The organism is Paenibacillus sp. A3M_27_13 (assembly GCF_024213315.1).
Lineage (GTDB): Bacteria > Bacillota > Bacilli > Paenibacillales > Paenibacillaceae > Paenibacillus > Paenibacillus polymyxa_B.
Genome location: NZ_JANAVE010000003.1, coordinates 272,751 through 292,266, shown reverse-complemented (window position 1 = coordinate 292,266; position 19,516 = coordinate 272,751). Strand labels below are relative to the sequence as shown.

Sequence of the window (19,516 nt, the reverse complement as noted above, 5' to 3'; positions counted from 1 at the left end):
AATTGATTCCTGCCTGTCGGATTAGATCAGCGTATAACCGCCATCTGGGAACAGCACGCTTCCGGTGGTAAACTTGTTCGTCATCAGATACAACACAGTATGTGCGATTTCCTCATTATACCCCACTCGACGGAGCAAGGTTACTTCCTTGTATTCCTCAAAAGCCTGTGCCCGCTGCTCACCCTCAGGGCCGTCTCTCCTGATCGTTCCAGGGGATACGACATTAACCCGTACTGGGGCCAATTCTACTGCCAACGCCTTGCCCAAACTTTCAATCGCGCCGTTAGCCGCTCCATATGTAGCACCAAACCCCATCGGTCGTTGACTGAAAGCCCCGGACATAAGGACGATCGAGCCGTCCTTGGAGATATGCGGTACCGCATGCTTGGCAGCAAAATATTGCGGCCAGAATTTCCCTTCGAACGGGGTTTTAGCCTTTTCCGTATCTATCGTGATCGGACCACGCGTGTAGCTGGCACCCGGTGTAAACAGATGGTCGAATGCTCCAACTTTTTCAAAAAACGCTTGAACCTCTTCCTCTATCTGATTATTCAGTTGGAAGGTTTCCACCGATTCGGCAGGGATGACCTTCTTCGCCTGCTCCAGTTTTTCTGCGGAACGCCCAGCGATCACAATGCTTGCCCCTTGCTTTGCTGCTTCTATGGCTGTTGCCAGCCCTATACCTGCACTGCCGCCAATCACGACGACACGTTGATTATGTAAATTCATATTATTCTCAGCTCCTTTATAAGGATTATATCATAACTATTTTAAAGACATACTTATTTTTATTCGAATAGGCTTTCCTGCACCGTGCTTTTGCGATAGGATGTCGGCGATTGGCCCGACCAGCGCTTGAATTGTCTGCTAAAATGCGCAATATCCCCATAGCCGAGCATATCGGCAATTTGTTGCACCGACCATTGCGGATCAGCCAACAGCAACTTGGCCTCATGCAGCACAAGCCCGGATAGATATACACGGGGAGATACGCCGAAAACGCTACGGAATACACGATTACAATGGGACACGCTAATACCTAGCTCGGATGAAATCCCCTCGATCCCATCCTGCTTTTCCACCGAGCCGGCCTGTCCATAAGGCTGATTCACTCTGCCCTGAAGACGACTGGCAATCTGATGGGCAAGCTCTGCCTGCACATATCCACGCCCCGGCAGATGGGCCGCTTCACTGGATACAGCCTCCCATAACGTTGCGAACAGTTCAAACACAGCAGATTGAATCCGCATTCGCTTTGCCACCGAATCACTACCTACTCCTATGTCTTCCGGCGCTGAAAGATCGAGCAACTTGCCCAGCGCTGGTCCCATCTGCCCTGCCACTGTTCCTTCAGCTGGAAACAGCACCTGCTCCAGACGACTCAGGAGCGAGAGAAACAGCTTATCATCAATATCGAAATGCATACAAAAATACGTAAATCCCTCTCCGTTACTATGGCTGGAGTGGACAATCCCCGGTCGCAGCAGCACCAGATCACCCTGTCGCTGGGTATAGCTGCGACCATCCACAACCATGATCTGTTCTCCCGCAAGCACGATGTTAATCTCATATTGAGGATGCTCGTGTAGCGGATAGCTCCACTCTCTTCCGACACTTCGTGTATGAATAGCAAACAAATTGACTGTGGTTCGCACATCGGGAAAAAAGAATTCCTCTCTGGCAACTGTAAGGTCTGGATGATGGGGGCGCTTCGGTAAACGTGATGTCGACATGTTTTCCCTCCTGGCTTACTTGCATGGATATACTCCAGTATATCGCTTTCAGCGCGATTTGGATAAATAGTTGAGCGATTTGACAATGGTTCCCCACCACATGACATGCTAGGCTCTAAGTGAAGTTACTCAAAGTTAAACTTTATCATGAAAGGGGTTTCATTATATGTCGAAAAATATATTTTATAACACACAGCATGCACCTATCGGTTCTTTTTCCAGCTTTACACTTGGGTTTAAGGGTAATCGCGGCGGACTTGGTTTGGAGCTGGGCAAGCCTGCCGATGAAAATGTATATATCGGGCTGCAATCCAGAGATGGCGGAGTATACGAGGCGCTTCCCTTTTTTACATCCACACAGGATGAAAGTGCCCGCTACGACGTGGAGAAAAAGGGTAAACGAACGGAACCGCTGCTTATGGCCTTTGCCGATTCAGACATTACCCGTGAGCTAAAAGCAGGAACGGATACATGGCAGGCTGGCGATTTGACGTTCCGGCTGTACTCTCCTGTTCGCCCAGTGCCCGAGCCGGGAACCGCGGGTATGGATGAGCTGCGGGCAGCGTTGGCCCCGGCGGTATTCGCCGAGCTAACCGTCGATAACACACAGGGGACTGCAGCGCGAAGAGCTTTTTTCGGCTATCAGGGCAGTGATCCGTATAGCGGCATACGCATTATAGGAGAAGATCCGCGTAGGGACGCTACGGATTCTACCCAATTAGAGGAAAGACTCACAGGCATCGGCCAAGGACGAAGCACAGCCATTGTGACCAACAGCAGTGAAGCGGTACCTGCCAGCGGATTTGCAATGGAGAAGCTGCTTGGGGAGACCATGGCCGAGAATTTATCCTTTGGCCTGGGCGCGACGGGTGCGCTTCTGATGGACGTTCCCGCAGGTGAGAAGCGCACATATGCCTTCGCCATATGCTTCTATCGTGGCGGCATTGTGACAACAGGCATCGAAGCGTCGTATTACTATACCCAGCTGTTCAAGGATATTGAAGACGTGGGAAGCTATGCGTTGAAGCATTTTTCAGACCTGACCGCAGCCTGTGTTCAGGCTAATCGCTGGATGGAGTCGGCCGACCTGAGCCCGGATCAGGAATTTATGCTCGCTCAGGCGATCCACAGCTACTATGGCAGTACCCAACTGCTTATTCACCAAGCGGACGGAGAACCGATCTGGGTTGTGAACGAAGGCGAGTATCGGATGATGAATACACTCGATTTGACGGCAGATCAGCTCTACTATGAATTGATTTTAAATCCATGGACGGTACGCAACGAGCTGGAGTGGTTTGTCCAAAGGTACAGCTATCGGGATGAGGTACGCTTTCCAGGAGAGGAACAGACCTATACCGGTGGTATCACGTTTACGCATGATATGGGCGTCGCAAACGTGTTCTCCCGGCAGGGGTACTCCTGTTATGAGCTGGCTGGGATTGACGACTGCTTCTCTTACATGAGCCATGAGGAACTGGTGAACTGGCTTTGCTGCGCCACGGTATATATCGAGCAGACACAGGATCAGTCATTTACGACACGTATGCTGCCTGTCTTGTGTGACTGCTTCGAAAGCATGCTGCGGCGGGATCACCCCGACCCGGCACAACGAAACGGCTTGATGGGCTTGGACAGCTCTAGAACCCGGGGAGGCGCGGAAATTACGACCTACGACAGTCTGGACGTATCTCTGGGTCAGTCTCGCAACAACATTTATCTAGGCAGCAAATGCTGGGCAGTATATGTTGCACTGGAAAAGATATTTGCCTCAAAAGGGCTTAACTCCCTCTCACAGGAGGCTGGCTTACAGGCGGACAAATGCGCAGCAGCGATCACAGCACATATGACAGACAAAGGCTATATTCCTGCAGTTATTAAGGAGGGCAATGACTCGCAGATTATTCCTGCCATTGAGGGGCTGATCTTCCCTTACTTTACAGGATGTGAGGCTGCGCTTAAGCCTGATGGACGGTTCGGTGGATATATCCAAGCACTGTGGCGTCATTTGGAAACTGTACTGGTACCAGGAGTTTGTCTGTTTGAAGACGGAGGCTGGAAGCTGTCCTCGACCAGTAACAACTCCTGGCTGAGCAAAATCTATCTGTCACAGTTTATTGCCCGCGAGTTGCTGGAGCTGCCTTGGGAAGAAGCTGGGCAGGCCGCAGACGCTGCCCATGCCTCATGGCTCCTTCACCCTGAAGAATCCTATTGGTGCTGGAGCGATCAGATACTCTCCGGTATTGCTCACGGTAGTAAATATTATCCGCGCGGAGTTACCGCTATTTTGTGGCTGTATGAAGGCAAGGGCAACCGTCTGACTCTCCCTGAGCATATGAGTCAGGATCAGGAACAGCATGTCTGAGGATCATCTTCACCTGCCCAAAAGGAGGCTCCAATATGAGCAAGCTTATGGATATGCCAAAAGAGAGCGGCTATGCGGCTTGGCTGCATTACCGCCGCAATAGTAAGGTAGAAAAGCTGCCCGCTTGGTGCAGGGTCATCGTGGTCCCTGGGACAGATGAAGTGCTTCAATCGGCTGCGAGTGAGCTTCAGCACGGATTGACCTCTATGTTTGGACAGCAGCCGAAGATCAGCGCCGTTCCTGTGAATACGCCATTCATTGCGCTGGGTACGTTCCCAGAGCATCCTTTGGTCGCAGAACGATTCAGCGCAAAAGAACAGGCAGAAGTGAGCGCAGAAGGCTACCGAATTCGCGGGATAGAGATGCCAGATCCGGCATATTCAGCTTCGCACGGTAACGATGATATCAAGGGACAGTACGTTACAATCGCGGGGCAGACCTCCAAAGGCGTATTGTACGGAGTCTTTCATCTGCTGCGCTACCTGCAGGGAGGACTAGACGGGAAGTTGAAGCCCACCACCGAATCAGTGCACGTCCCCATTCTAGACCAATTATCCAACCCTGCTAATTCCATCCGCATGATCAATCACTGGGATAACATGGATGGTAGTATTGAACGCGGGTATGCGGGTGGCTCTATTTTCTATGATAATAATGCCTTTACTACAAATATGGAGCGCCTGCGAGACTATGCCCGTCTACTCGCTTCTGTAGGCATTCAAGCACTATCCATTAACAACGTGAATGTCCATCAGGTAGAGACCGAGCTGATTACAGATAAATTCCTACCGGATGTGGCTAAAGTAGCTGCGGTATTTCGCGCCTATGGCATACAGATCTACTTGAGCATTAACTATGCCAGTCCTATTCAGCTCGGTGGGTTAACCACCGCCGATCCCCTGGAACCAGCTGTAGCTGAATGGTGGCAGACCAAAGCCCAGGAAGTTTACGCCGCCGTTCCTGATCTGGGTGGTTTTGTGGTCAAAGCCGATTCCGAAAATCGGCCTGGACCGTTCAGCTACGGGCGCCATCACGCCGATGGAGCCAATATGCTGGCAGATGCGTTGCAGCCCTATGGCGGACGTGTGATTTGGCGCTGCTTTGTCTACAACTGCAAGCAGGACTGGCGCGATCGCAAGACGGATCGGGCCTGCGCAGCCTTTGACCATTTTAAACCGCTGGATGGATTATTTCGGGAAAATGTCATTTTACAGATCAAAAATGGTCCCATGGATTTTCAGGTGCGGGAGCCTGTCTCCCCCCTGTTCGGTGCGCTGGAATCCACTCAGATACTGCTGGAATTTCAAATTGCGCAAGAGTACACCGGGCAACAGAAACATCTATGTTACCTTGTTCCCCAATGGAAGGAAGTATTGGATTTTGACACCTACGCCCAAGGAAAAGGCTCCACCATCAAGCGTATCGTGAGTGGCGCTCTGCATTCTCCCAAGCATACCAACTATGGAATAGCCGCTGTATCCAATATTGGTGCAGACACCAATTGGACCGGACATTTGCTCGCCCAATCCAATCTTTATGGCTATGGTCGGCTGGCATGGGACCCGGATCTGTCCGCAGACGAAATCGCTGATGAGTGGGTTCGGCTGACGTTTGGCAGACAAGGGAATAGCGACGGCGGCACAGATTTAATTTCTACCCTTAAGCAGATGCTGCTCGATTCATGGAATGTCTACGAATCCTACACCGCCCCTCTCGGGGTCGGCTGGATGGTCAGTCCCGATCACCACTATGGGCCGGATGTAGACGGGTACGAATATTCCATGTGGGGCACCTACCATTTTGCTGATTGCAGGGGGATCGGGGTAGATCGCACGACCGCAACCGGAACGGGCTATGCAGGACAATATTTTTCTCCCAATACTGATATCTACGAATCTACGGACACCTGCCCGGATGAGCTGCTCTTATTCTTTCACCATGTTCCTTATACACACTTGCTCCACTCCGGCCAAACTGTCATACAGCACATTTATGATACCCATTTTGAAGGTGCAGAACGTGCGGCCCATCTCCGAGACACATGGGTTAGTCTACGAGGGCAACTGAATGCTGCCATGTATGAACAGGTGCTGGAGCGGCTGGAGCATCAGGCAGAGCATGCCAAAGAATGGCGGGATCGGATCAATACGTATTTCTACCGTAAAAGCGGCATTTCCGACCAGAAGGATCGCCCTATTTATTAAGTAAGCAACTATTAAACAAGCTGCCTCGGCAATACTTTCATACAGACTGGAACAAGGCTTTTATACGCTTAGGTTCACTTTCTCCTATACTGGCATTGGCTCGCACATCACTAAAAGGCATGCGTCTTACTCAGACCTATGCCTTATTTTTTTGTCTGAATACTTTTAAGCACACGGTTGCTTACGTAAAATGTCATATTTGTCCACCCTGAGTGTGCAATAAATTCTTCTTTTTATGCAACCGCTTGCTTTATACTATTTTTGTAGACGTTTACAAAATGTTGTCGAATTAGACTATGCTTTGGGGAGGATGATCGGTTTGACCTTGTATCGAAGTCTATGGAAAAAAGGGTGCCTGATGCTATTAAGCATTGTGCTATCTCTGACCGCCTTTATTGGCTCACCCTCCAATACGGCAAGCGCAGCGGTTGCTGATGATTTTCAGGCTTCTGTCATGGGGCCGCTGGCGAAAATTAATGACTGGGGTGCCTTCAAAAAGCAACTGCAAACGCTGAAAAGTAACGGTGTGTATGCTATTACCACCGACGTCTGGTGGGGCCATGTGGAGAGCGCAGGAGATAACCAGTTCGATTGGAGCTACTACAAGACCTATGCAGATGCCGTAAAAGAAGTGGGATTGAAGTGGGTTCCTATTATCTCTACGCATAAGTGTGGGGGAAATGTGGGGGATGATTGCAACATCCCGCTACCAAGCTGGCTGTCTAGCAAGGGCAGTGCAGATGAAATGCAGTTCAAGGACGAAAGCGGTTTTGCCAATAACGAAGCCCTCTCTCCATTATGGAGCGGGACTGGTAAACAATATGACGAGCTGTATTCCTCATTTGCTCAAACCTTTGCTAGCTACAAAAGCATCATTCCCAAAATTTATTTAAGCGGTGGGCCCTCTGGAGAATTGCGATATCCTTCATACTATCCGGCAGCGGGATGGAGTTATCCTGCACGGGGCAAATTCCAAGCCTACACTGAAACAGCCAAAAATGCGTTCCGCACGGCCATGAATGAAAAGTATGGATCAATGGACAAGATTAATGCAGCCTGGGGTACCAAGCTGAGCAGCCTTGGCCAAATCAATCCACCGACCGACGGGGACGGATTTTACACGAACGGCGGGTATACTTCCACGTATGGGAAGGATTTTCTGTCGTGGTACCAAAGCGTGCTTGAGAAGCATCTGGGCGTCATCGGAGCTGCTGCACACAAAAACTTCGATTCCGTGTTCGGTGTCCGTATCGGAGCCAAGATTTCCGGTCTGCACTGGCAGATGAACAATCCTGCCATGCCTCACAGCACAGAGCAAGCAGGTGGATATTATGATTACAACCGTCTCATCGAGAAGTTCAAAGATGCGGATCTGGATTTGACCTTTACTGCTCTGGAGATGAACGACAGTGGTACAGCACCAAATTATTCCTTGCCGTCCACATTAGTAGATACTGTCTCCTCGATCGCTAATGCCAAGGGTGTTCGCCTAAATGGTGAAAATGCACTCCCAACAGGCGGTAGCGGCTTTCAAAAAATCGAAGAAAAAATCACAAAGTTCGGTTATCACGGCTTTACACTTTTACGCCTCAACAATCTCGTCAACAACGACGGCTCACCAACCGGTGAGATGAGTGGATTCAAACAGTATATCGTAAACAAGGCCAAGCCCGGCGATAACGGTGGCGGTACAGGCAACAAGGTAACGGTATACTACAAAAAAGGCTTCAACTCACCTTACATTCACTACCGTCCGGCTGGCGGAAGCTGGACTGCTGCGCCTGGTGTGAAAATGCAGGATGCCGAGATTAGCGGCTATGCCAAAATTACCGTCGATATCGGGTCTGCCTCCCAATTGGAAGCCGCTTTTAATGACGGCAATAACAGCTGGGACAGCAACAACACCAAAAACTACTCCTTCAGCACGGGCACTTCTACTTACACGCCCGGTAACAGCGGCAATGCGGGAACGATCACATCAGGCGCTCCATCGGGCACGGTTCCCGGGGATGGCGGCGGTACAACTAATAAGGTAACGGTATACTACAAAAAAGGCTTTAACTCGCCTTACATTCACTACCGCCCGGCTGGCGGAAACTGGACTGCCGTACCCGGTGTGAAAATGCAGGATGCCGAGATTAGCGGCTATGCTAAAATTACCGTCGATATCGGGTCTGCCTCCCAACTGGAAGCCGCTTTTAATGACGGCAATAACAGCTGGGACAGCAATAACACGAAGAACTACCTTTTCAGCACGGGAACTTCTACCTACACGCCCGGCTCTAACGGAGCCGCAGGAACTATCCGAACGGGGGCACCTTCGGGGAGCATCCTCAGCGTAGGGACTTCCACCTACACAACCAACCTCAACGAAGTTGCAGGACCTATCCAAACAGTGGAACTTTCGGGTGCATCCTTAAACGTAGGCACTTCTACGTACGTACCCAACTCTAACGGAGTTGAAGTAACTATTCAAACGGAGGCGCCATCGGGCGCCTTCACTCCTTTAGATCTGGGTACCCTCTCCAAGCCCACTCCCCTCAACACAGACTGGAGCAAACAGAGCATTTATTTTATCATGACAGACCGATTTAGCAACGGAGATCCATCCAACGATAATTACGGTGGTTTCAATTCCAACAACAGCGATCAGCGCAAGTGGCATGGTGGCGATTTTCAAGGTATTATTAACCAACTCGACTACATTAAAAATATGGGGTTTACCGCCATCTGGATTACTCCGGTAACGATGCAAAAGAGCGAATACGCTTACCACGGCTATCATACGTATGATTTTTATGCGGTAGACGGGCATCTTGGTACCATGGACAAGTTCAAAGAGCTGGTTGGTAAGGCACACGACAAAAATATCGCTGTGATGCTGGACGTAGTTCCCAATCACACTGGCGATTTTCAACCTGGGAACGGCATCGCCAAGGCTCCTTTTGACAAAGCGGACTGGTATCATCACAATGGCGACATCACAGGAGCAGACTACAACTCAAACAATCAGTGGAAAATCGAAAACGGTGACGTTGCCGGATTGGACGACCTGAATCAGGACAACCCAGATACAGCGAATGAACTCAAAAACTGGATCAAATGGCTGCTGGACGAGTCGGGGGTCGACGGACTGCGGGTGGACACTGTGAAGCATGTACCCAAAGGGTTTTTGAAGGATTTTGACCAGGCCGCCAATACCTTCACTCTCGGTGAAATTTACAGTGGCGATCCTGCTTATGTGGGTGATTACACCCGGTATCTCGATGCCGCACTGGATTTTCCGATGTATTATACAATCAAGGATGTGTTTGGACACGATCAATCTATGAGGAAAATCAAGGAACGCTACTCAGATGATCGTCACTATCGCGATGCCCAGACCAACGGCGTATTTATCGACAATCATGATGTAAAACGTTTCCTGAATGACGCCTCTGGCAAGCCGGGTGCTAACTATGACAAATGGCCTCAGCTCAAGGCCGCCTTGGGCTTTACTTTGACCTCACGCGGGATTCCTATCATCTATCAAGGCACCGAGCAAGGCTTTAGTGGCGGAGATGATCCTGCCAACCGGGAAAACGTTGTGTTTAACGCCAATCATGATCTGTATCAGTACATCGCTAAGCTGAACCGTGTGCGCAACAGCCACCCTGCCCTGCAAAACGGGAGCCAAAAGGAAAAGTGGGTAGACGACTCCTTTTACAGCTTCCAGCGCTCTAAAAATGGAGACGAGGCCATCGTACTTATCAACAACTCCTGGAGCAGTCAAACCCGCACGATTGGCAACTTCGACAATCTGTCCAACGGCACTCGCCTGACCAACCAATTAAGCAACGACTCCATTCAGATTAACAACGGTTCGATCACCGTGACCCTCGCTCCAAAGGAAGTTAAAGTTTTCACCAAATGAGTTGCATCGATTATTCAATTGTGCTAAAATAAATGATAGAAGGATATACTAAAAAAGAGCAAGGATGCTGGTAACATCCCTACTCTTGGCAACAGCCGCTTTGAAGAGCGGTCGGCTGAACAGGGCTAGCTCTATTAGAAATAGACCGTTTTCCCTTGTCCAGGGCGGTCTATTTCTTTTTGTTTTGGTTCAACGCAATAACAATCGTAACGATTAATCCGATCAACGCTACTAATAGCGTGCCGAACATCATCATTAATGTCAGAGCATCCTTAACCTCCACAGGCATCACCTCCCTTCCGGGAGACTTAGCCGACCGCCCACCTAAGCCATTCTGTTGTTACTGGAATTATAGCACGCAAATCCGTCCTTTAGCGACAACATTTTACAGCTTCATTCAACCAACCTTATGCGGACTACCATCCTTGTTTTTCTGCTTGCACATTCTACTTTTTCTCTATATGAGTATAACTTCTCAACGCCAAAAAAAGACCCAGCACAAAAATGAAGCAAATACTGATGACCCCTCCAGGAACATACGTGAATGTTCTGCCCATTTGTCCATGGGGAGAAAACAATAACGGCACTGTCCATGGATAAAAGGTATTCCCCGGTGTATTAACCAAAACAAAATTTAAGCACATAACCGTACACATCCCAATAATGGCGGGTACAAATTTTTTCCAACGAATAGCGAAGAACGTGATGATCGGGATGAGCATAGCGTGCATAAGAATCATTTTAGCAAATACCCCAAGCTGATACATAACGATTTCAAAGGTTAGCGGTCTGATTGTAATAAACGTACCCAATACTGTAGATAGCACAAATGCCATCAGTAGGCTAACAGCGACGTACATATAAATAACGAGTAGTTTGCTGAAGTAAATACGAGTCCGGCGAATCGGGTTTGTAAACAGTGCAATATGGGTCTTCTCCTGATACTCTCTTGCATAGATATAGCAGGTCAAAATATAGTAGCTCATATAACCGGTCAGAAAATTAATAAGAATAACAACACTCATAAAGTAGTCATTCCAACCATCACGATCTATGGAATACTTGGAACTACCCGCGTAACTATAAAATTCTAAAACAATGGTTAATACTAAAATCATTACACTCAACCAAAGAATTTTAGTTCCTTTCAGCTTCAAGCACTCTGCTTTAAACAGGTCAAGCATAGTAACCCTCCTCTCAAAAACTCTCCATTTAGTCTTTTCTTTGATATGTCCATATGGATAAAGACAATCCAAGAAGAAAGATCACGGATAAGCTGAGCCATGCTATTGAAACATTGGTAGGTATAGTCGCATTTCTTTCATTAGGAGATAAGAGATAGGGTACAATCCAAGGGTACCATTCACTTTTATATATAAAATTCAAAAATATTGCAGTACAAACTACGAGTACAACCACCATGATGCTCTTCCAGCGTATAGCAAAAAAAGAGGCGATTGGGATTAACATCGCATGCATCACACACATTTTAGCAAACACTTGGATTTGGTATACCCAGATAGCCATCGTTAAAGGTCGCTCTGTAATGGACATGCCTAATAAGGTAGACAAAAACAGAACGAGAAATAAGGATACAATAATAAATCCATAAATAATGATCAATTTACTAAAATAAAATTTAACCCTGGTGACAGGCGTGGTAAACATAAATAGATGCGTGTTTTCCTGATACTCTCTTGCAAAAATATGACCGGTTAATATGTAGTAACTGATAAATCCGGCTGCAACATTGACGAAGAGAACTATGCCCTCGAAATAGTAAGTCCAACCCCGTTTATCAATTGAATATCTGTAAAAAATAGCGCTCGTCGCAAATTCCAACAGCACAACAGCCAGCAATATAATATAACTCAACAAGAAGGCTTTAGAGCCTTTAAGTTTGATAAGTTCTGCTCTAATCACGTCGCCCATCCTCTCCTGAAATGAGAGTCAGAAAGTACTCCTCTAGCGTCTGTTTTGAGGTGTGTATCTCATAGACTGAAAACTGATGATCTATTAATTGTTTATTTAACTTGGCTGTATTTTCGATCGGACTATGAATTCTTAGTTCTTGTGGGGATATCACATTAGATTGAAGCTGCTGTCCCATGTGCTCTTGCAGAAACGTTTGTACTGCTTTTGCATCGTGTACTTTTATGTCTGTGTATTGTTCAAATTCTTCCTCCAACTGACTCAAACGATCTTCTGTTAACAGCTTTCCATTATGTATAATCCCGATGTGTGTAGCTAACTGCTGAATTTCGCTCAAGATATGACTGGAAATAAGAATGGTTTTCCCATTCTCCTCACACAACCGCTTCAATAGCTGACGAATTTCCTTAATTCCAGATGGGTCCAGTCCGTTCGTCGGCTCATCCAATATGAGCAACTCAGGGTCATGAACAAGCGCCCTCGCAATCCCTAATCTTTGCTTCATTCCTAGGGAAAAATCCTTAAACTTTTTTTTCCCGGTATGCTCTAATCCTACCGTGGTTAGGGTACGTTCTATCCTTCCGTTGTCCTGTACCCCCATGTACATACAGCAAATTCTTAGATTGTCGCGTGCGCTCAAATTTTCGTATAAACCAGGCGTTTCGATAATTGTACCTATTTTCGAGAAAATAGAAGGATAGTTTTTCTCCAGCCGCTCGCCAAATAAAAAAACCTCCCCACTTGTAGGCTCAATTAGCCTCATTAGCATGCGGATAGTGGTTGTCTTACCAGCTCCATTTTCACCGAGGAAACCGTAGATACTGCCACGCTCCACATGTAAGGATATGTCGTCTACGGCTACAGACCCCCCAAACTGTTTGCGGAGCTTTTTCGTTTCGATAATATAATCCACTTTCAAACCTCCTAATCACTAAATAATACAAGTATACAAAATATAACCACTACTACGTGTAAGATTGCTTACACTGTACCATCTGTCCATAAAACAAAACAGGCACCTGACGAAGCGTACACTTCGTTGCAGGTGCCTTGTTTATATATAAACAACGTGGGGATTACTTAGGCCTCAGTAGCCACGTTGATATTGTTCAGGTATGGAAGGCTTCTCGCCGCGCAGCGTCACTGCTGCATGAATCGCCCAATATGGATCGCGCAGCAATCCGCGTCCCACAGCGACCAGATCGGCATCCTCGTTGCCGATAACGGACTGCGCCAAGGCTAGATCATCCAGTGCACCGACAGCGATCACCGGGATGTTCAGTGCTTCGCGGATTTGGCGTGCGAACGGCACTTGATAGCCCGGATAGTTGCCCGGCTTTCTGACGCCAGCAGGGCCTTCCCCGCCCGAGCTAACATGGATCACGTCTACGCCTGCCGCCTGATATGCACGGCTCAGCTCAATGGCATGATCCACATCGTACCCACCATCTACGTATTCCACTGCGCTGATGCGTAAGATTAACGGCATACCCGCAGGCATTTGCTTGCGTACAGCCTGAATAACCTCAACACCGAAACGGGATAGCTCCTGACCATACACGTCATCTCGCTTGTTCGTAACTGGCGAATGGAATTGGTGAATCAAGTAACCATGTGCCCCGTGAAGTTCAATCGTATCCACGCCCGCTTGAACTGCACGCCGGGTAGCGTCTGCGAATTTCTGCACCATGCCACGGACTTCCTCCGTCGTAAGCGCGCGTGGCTGTTTATAATTCGCATCCGGGTATGCAATGGCCGAAGGAGCAACTGGCTCAGCTGCATCCTCAGCTTTACGGCCCGCGTGAGCAATCTGGATGCCTACCTTGGACCCGTGCGCATGAATGCCATCAACCAGCTTCTTATAAGCTGGGACATGCTCGTCTGACCAAAGACCCAGATCATAATCTGTAATCCGTCCATCTGGTTCCACGTCTGTCATTTCTATAATAATCAGGCCCGTACCTCCAATAGCCCGACTCAGGTAATGAACATGATGCCAATCATTCGGAATCCCGTCCTTGGCTGTCACCGAGTATTGGCACATCGGGGGCATCACCACACGATTCTTTAATTCCAAATCTTTCAGTGTATACGGTGTAAACAACGAATTCGTCAAAACGTTCATCTCCTTTTTACCTTTACCACATCAATGAAAATGCGTTCCAAATTACACGGTCTATTATAAACATGATCGGCATAGTCCAAACGGAATAAAGAGATTCCCTCAAACGGGGGATCTCTCACATTTGCAACTTGCAGTCATTATGTATGTCGTACGTTGTAGATATATTGCACACAACCTATTATCCACAACTCAATAACTTTTTGCAAGTAAATATTTAATTATTATTAAATATTTTTTTATCCACGCCCTCTTCGCCTCCTAGCTATAACACAAAAAGACGCCCTTACGGACGCCTCTGCAGAACTAATCTTATTGTGCTGAACCTAATTGCACCCATGCCTTCTCAATCTCTGCAACCGCCTGATCCTTGTTCATGTTGCCGCTGATATATGCCTGCATCAGCTCGCCAAATTTTTGGTGGAACGTATCCAGCGAGTAGTTAACAGACAGATCACCGGACTTCGACGTTTTCAAAATGCTTTCCATTTCCTTAGGCATTTCCAGATCAGGAAGCGGTGCATCCTTAATTGGAGGAATCACCTTCGCTACCTGGGAGAACCAGTTCTTGCCGTATTCCGAAGTGTACAGCCAGTTGAAAAATTCAATCGTTTCCTTCGATACTTCGGAATCCTTGTTGATACGCAGCGCCTGATCTGCACCGGTAATGATGACCGATTGATCAGCTTTGTCACTCACCGGATATCCCATGATGCCAATTTTAAGATCAGGATTAATTTTCTTGATTGCTTCCTCATCCCACGCACCTTTACCCGTCATAAACGCAGCTTTTCCGGATGCAAAATCACTTACTTCCGCATTGCTGTCCCGTTCCAGTGGCTTATCTGTGCCATGTTTCACCGTCAAATCAATGAAGTTAAAGAAGTTGTTGTACAGCACTGGGTAGTCCTTGATTTTTGCTTTGCCTGCGATAAAATCGCTAACGAGTTGCTTCGGTTCCACGCCCGCATCCTGCGCAGCAGCATCTACATAGTGTTGGAAGATATGCTTCCATACCCACCACTCTTTATATGCATTGGCAAATGGAGTAATGCCCTTCGCCTCTAGCTTGGTGACCGCATCCTGCATTTCTGCAATCGTCTTCGGCGGGGAGGTTACCCCAGCCTTGGTAAGCAAATCCTTATTGTAAATCAGCGTAAACAGGTTCCCCTTCACCGGGAATCCCAGCACTTTACCGTCACTGGAACTCATATTCGCTCGAACCGCATCCGTCATGGCTGCTGCCAGTGGCTCATTGGTCAGATCGGCGCTATAATCCGCATACGTGTCGATGTCGCCTCCAGCCGTCGTTTGGAATACATCCGGTGTACTACCTGAGGCTATTTTCGACTTCAGAATCGTGTTGTAGTCTGCCTGCATGATCTCCAGATTGATCTTCACGTTAGGTTTGACCTTCTTATACTCCTCAATATACGCGTTAAAAGCATCGGTATACTCTGGTGAAGCTGTGAACATGTTTATTGTAACCGTTTTCAAATCTTCTTTGCCGCCAGCACTTTCTTTCGACGCATCCGTGCCGCCGCTGCTTCCACATCCGCTCAACAAACCGACCGTCAAAAGCAAACTGCCGGATAACGCCATCATCTTCTTTAACATGGATACTCCCCCATTTGTTTGTGATCAACGTCCATGCGCTCATTCTAAAAAATATACTCCAATTTAAAAAGGCAGATTAGTGAAGCGTTAAGGGTAAAAAAGTGGTTTATTGCAGGCTCACCCGATACTCAGACGGTGACACCTGATAATAATTACGAAAAGCCTTACTGAAATAATTTTTATCTTTGTAGCCAAGCATATCCGAGATTTCCTGTATTTTCAGGCTAGAATCACCCAGCAGCTCCTTCGCCTTGTCCATTCTAACCTTCTGCACATATTCGTGAATACCGTAACCAAACTGCTGCTTGAACAGCTTCATCAGGTATTCCCGACTCAAAAAATAGGTTTCGGCAAAAAACGAAATTTTGATATCCTCAAAATAATAACGGTCGATGTGCCTTTTGATGTCCGTTATGTCAAAGGGCTGGTTCCCCGCTTGAGCATGTTGGACCCCAGCAATGTAAAGCTCCAGCATCCGATTCAATCTCTGACCGTAGTGGACAAAGCTCGTAAAATCAGCAGACAAATCGCTTTCCCCCACTTGCTCCAGATCTTCCAAAGCTCCATCTTGATTCAACGCTGACGTAGACGCACCCAACTCAATCGCAGCTTCTCTCAGTAAAAAATGGAACTCCTTCATCATTCGATCCGCATCCTGTAAACGGAAAATAGGGCCTGATGCCAATTGTTTCAGCAGATCGTCCAGCAGTACCTTTGCCCGGTTCGCCTGACCTGTCTGAGCATCCTTTTGGATCGACAACAGTCGCTCCGTCCATGACATTTCCTCTAACGTACCCATTTGCCGTGGCACTGTATGAAGAATGGATTCCCCTTCCAGCTTTAACACATCCGTGCTGTGAATGAGCGTCTTGGCATCCATATAAGCAGACGCTAGCTCCAATACATCTGTGCAGAGCTTACCCAATCCGGCAACTACCACCATGCTGAACAGCCCATGCAGGTTGGCCACCGCCTTCTGTGTCACTTGTGCCAATAGTAAGGCCATATGTTCTTCTTGTCCTGGGGCCAGGGTACAGATCGAAACGACCTCACGCTCCCGTCGCGGATGGGAGAAGCTAAAACAACTCAACCGTTCATCTGACGTCTGAGCTAACACATTGGTCACGGCAAAATCCATCAGATCGGCATCGCCATGAAAACGCGTCCTGCGAATCTCATCCCTGTTCAGCAGCCGCAGCACGATCACCCCAAAGCGATTCCCCTTCTGATCCGCTCCGATCAATGGGAGCAACGCCGTATTGGCCTGCCTTTTAAAGCTACCGTCCAAAATGGACAAATATAGCTTCTCTTTCAGCTTCGGCAGTGACATATTCAGCGTAATGTTCTGGCTAATGAACTTGTTTTTGCTTTGCTCTCGGCTTTCCAGAATGTCCACTGCTTTGCGCAGTGCCTGGTTCAGATCCTGACGATTGATAGGTTTGAGCAGATAGTCCACCACCCGGGATTGTATCGCCTGCCGTGTAAATTCAAAGTCGTTGTAGCCGCTAATGACAATCGTCAGCAGATGGGGATATGCCTTTTCGATCGCACGAAGAAATTCGATACCGTTCAGCTCAGGCATTTTCATATCGACCATCACCACATCTATATGGTGCTGACCCAACAGCTCCAGTCCCAACCTTCCATTCGTCGCCTCATAAATATGTTCGATGCCCAGACGGTCCCAGTCCCCGATAATACGAATGGCTTCGCGCAACGGCTCTTCATCGTCAATAATCAATACGTTATACATGACTACTTCCTCCCCGGGGAATTTGCATTCTCATTTCCGTTCCCGTTTCATCCGTAAGTATGAATAATCCTGCCTGATCTCCGTACAAAAGCTTCAGCCGTGTGTTCAGATTTTTCAAACCAATATGCTCGCTCTCCCGTTCTTCCCATTTTTCATGGAATGAATCCAGCACCATTCTCAGCTTGTCCTCTGAAATTCCAGGTCCGTTGTCCCTGACTGCAATTGTGGCATTTGTAGAACTCGATTCGGCTGAAATGACGATCAGAATATCGCTTGATACTTTTTCCAACGCATGCTTGATAGCGTTTTCCACCAACGTCTGCACAGATAATCTCGGGATCGGCAACTCCATCAGCGTTTCCTCCCATACCACTTCGACCCGCAGTCTCGCCCCGAACCTTGCTTTTTGCAGTCCTATATACCGTTCAATGTGCTTGAGCTCTTCGCGGGCAACTACGATATCCTTGCCGTTGATGGAATACCGCAACGTTTGGGCCAATGCATCCACCATATCCGCCATGTCGAACATCTCCCGCTTTAATGCCTGTGTGGATATGGCTTGCAGGGCATTGTACAGAAAATGAGGATTAATTTCAGCCTCCAACGCCTTGAGTATGGCATTCTTTTCGACCAGCTTCATGCGATAGCGCTCATTAATAAGTTCTTCGGTTCTTTGGACCATTTCGTTAAAATGCAGCGACAAATATGCAATCTCGTCATGTCCCTTCACAGGAGCTGTTGCTCCAAAATCTCCGGTGCTAAACCGCTTCATCTGGGTGGACAGCTTATGTAAAGGTCGGGTAATGGCGTTCGAGGTCAGTGTCACTAATATAATAGACACACCTAAAAATAAAGCCCCGATGGCATAGCTCCAATTCCGTGTTGTCGTAGCTGCTTCATAAATCTGGCGGTATGGGATGGGCTTGATGAGCTGCCACCCATCTTTTTCACCAGCATCATAGACGACCAAATACTCCTGATTGCCACTGCTATCTGACCACGTTACTCGCCCGCTTCCTCCCTTGCCGATCTGTGCCAACACTCCGGAATCACGCATCCGCTCATATAGCGGAAAGCTATTCACATAAAAGGGAACCCCTTTAGGGCTCATTAGCATCAATTGGTCCCCTTTGCCCAGTGGGATGTTCTGCATGATTTCATCCACGGCGCTCGTATTGTAATAAAAGGACAGCACCGCCTGCGGGTGACGGGATGCAATCGACCTCAGCACTCGATGGTATGCCATAAAGCTGGCTTGTGGCGCCACATAGCCCATATCAGAACGGGACCCTACAAAGGATTGAAATGATTCGTTCGTGGTACTAGCCATCGCCTCTTTATACCAAGGAAGCTTGGGAATATCCGTGTTTATTCCTTTGCGCACCGTAATGTTGTACGTCTCCCTGGTAACCACATAGTATTGATGTCGGTCCGCCACGTACAGATAGATCGCTTCCAGATCATTACGTGAATAAAACATGCTGCGCAAGTAATCTTCAATGACCATTCGCGAAGCATAGTCCCGGTTCTCATTGGCAATCGCGTTCATGATATCGTTATAACGTAGCTGTGGAAGAGCCAACTGCTGCATTCCCTCCAAGTAATCCTCCAAATTCTGATTGACCAGCAGCAGATTATTGGTCGTGCTGGCGATGCTATGGTTAACCGACTCCTTTTCAATCATCTGATAGGAAATAATTGTAAGTGAGCCCACCACCAGAATAATCACCGAGGTAAAAAGAAGAATGAGTTTGTTCACTAATTTTTGCGTGATCCTCCTCCACATGGAGCGAAGAATCGTTCCTACGCGCTCTGACATCATGATAACCGCCCCTTTTGAAAGCGTACACATTTTTACCCTCAACTGTTTTCTTAAA

At 47.8% G+C, this 19,516-nt stretch carries 13 protein-coding genes; 3 read left to right on the top strand and 10 right to left on the bottom strand.

All coding sequences use genetic code 11. The annotated features are described in order from the left end of the window. Positions 1-21 precede the first annotated feature (21 nt). Both NLX82_RS14255 and NLX82_RS14250 read right to left on the bottom strand, forming a co-directional pair. Positions 22-729, bottom strand: a complete 708-nt coding sequence (locus tag NLX82_RS14255; RefSeq protein WP_069081059.1) for an SDR family oxidoreductase — start codon at positions 727-729, stop codon at positions 22-24. A gap of 59 nt (positions 730-788) precedes the next feature. Beyond that, positions 789-1,733, bottom strand: coding sequence for an AraC family transcriptional regulator (locus NLX82_RS14250; RefSeq protein ID WP_069081058.1), 945 nt, complete (start codon positions 1,731-1,733; stop codon positions 789-791). Positions 1,734-1,899: 166 nt separating this feature from the next. Here NLX82_RS14250 and NLX82_RS14245 point away from each other — a divergent pair, with 166 nt between their 5' ends. The 3 genes from NLX82_RS14245 (at position 1,900) to NLX82_RS14235 (ending at position 10,215) form a co-directional block, all read left to right on the top strand. After that, entirely contained in the window at positions 1,900-4,098 is a 2,199-nt protein-coding gene (locus NLX82_RS14245) for a glycoside hydrolase family 52 protein (protein ID WP_075154924.1), read from the top strand. A 35-nt stretch (positions 4,099-4,133) separates the two neighbouring features. Continuing rightward, positions 4,134-6,302: an alpha-glucuronidase family glycosyl hydrolase gene (locus tag NLX82_RS14240; protein ID WP_023990941.1), complete on the top strand. Its 2,169-nt coding sequence runs from the start codon at positions 4,134-4,136 to the stop codon at positions 6,300-6,302. 319 nt (positions 6,303-6,621) lie between these two features. After that, positions 6,622-10,215, top strand: a complete 3,594-nt coding sequence (locus NLX82_RS14235) for a family 14 glycosylhydrolase (protein ID WP_254348355.1) — start codon at positions 6,622-6,624, stop codon at positions 10,213-10,215. 169 nt (positions 10,216-10,384) lie between these two features. Here NLX82_RS14235 and NLX82_RS14230 read toward each other — a convergent pair whose 3' ends face one another. The 8 genes from NLX82_RS14230 to NLX82_RS14195 all read right to left on the bottom strand — a co-directional run bounded on the left by NLX82_RS14230 (position 10,385) and on the right by NLX82_RS14195 (position 19,491). Next, positions 10,385-10,498 carry a putative holin-like toxin gene (locus tag NLX82_RS14230; RefSeq protein WP_010347020.1) on the bottom strand — a complete coding sequence of 38 codons (114 nt, stop codon included), beginning with the start codon at positions 10,496-10,498 and terminating at the stop codon, positions 10,385-10,387. A 163-nt stretch (positions 10,499-10,661) separates the two neighbouring features. Beyond that, a complete protein-coding gene (locus NLX82_RS14225) occupies positions 10,662-11,399 on the bottom strand; it encodes an ABC transporter permease (RefSeq protein WP_076156608.1) in 738 nt (245 codons plus the stop codon). Positions 11,400-11,427: 28 nt separating this feature from the next. Beyond that, the gene (locus NLX82_RS14220; protein ID WP_069081054.1) at positions 11,428-12,147 is read right to left on the bottom strand and encodes an ABC transporter permease; all 720 of its coding nucleotides are present in this window, start codon (positions 12,145-12,147) and stop codon (positions 11,428-11,430) included. Further along, the gene (locus tag NLX82_RS14215; protein WP_254348353.1) at positions 12,131-13,060 is read right to left on the bottom strand and encodes an ABC transporter ATP-binding protein; all 930 of its coding nucleotides are present in this window, start codon (positions 13,058-13,060) and stop codon (positions 12,131-12,133) included. The genes NLX82_RS14220 and NLX82_RS14215 overlap by 17 nt, the downstream gene beginning before the upstream one ends. Before the next feature lie 174 nt (positions 13,061-13,234). Continuing rightward, on the bottom strand, positions 13,235-14,263 hold the full coding sequence (locus NLX82_RS14210; protein WP_141697524.1) for an NADH:flavin oxidoreductase/NADH oxidase: 1,029 nt from the start codon (positions 14,261-14,263) through the stop codon (positions 13,235-13,237). A gap of 318 nt (positions 14,264-14,581) precedes the next feature. Further along, positions 14,582-15,886: an ABC transporter substrate-binding protein gene (locus tag NLX82_RS14205; RefSeq protein ID WP_028540854.1), complete on the bottom strand. Its 1,305-nt coding sequence runs from the start codon at positions 15,884-15,886 to the stop codon at positions 14,582-14,584. A gap of 106 nt (positions 15,887-15,992) precedes the next feature. After that, positions 15,993-17,639: a response regulator transcription factor gene (locus NLX82_RS14200; protein WP_076156619.1), complete on the bottom strand. Its 1,647-nt coding sequence runs from the start codon at positions 17,637-17,639 to the stop codon at positions 15,993-15,995. After that, positions 17,632-19,491, bottom strand: a complete 1,860-nt coding sequence (locus NLX82_RS14195; RefSeq protein WP_023990949.1) for a cache domain-containing sensor histidine kinase — start codon at positions 19,489-19,491, stop codon at positions 17,632-17,634. Before NLX82_RS14195 ends, NLX82_RS14200 begins: the two co-directional genes overlap by 8 nt. Positions 19,492-19,516 lie beyond the last annotated feature (25 nt).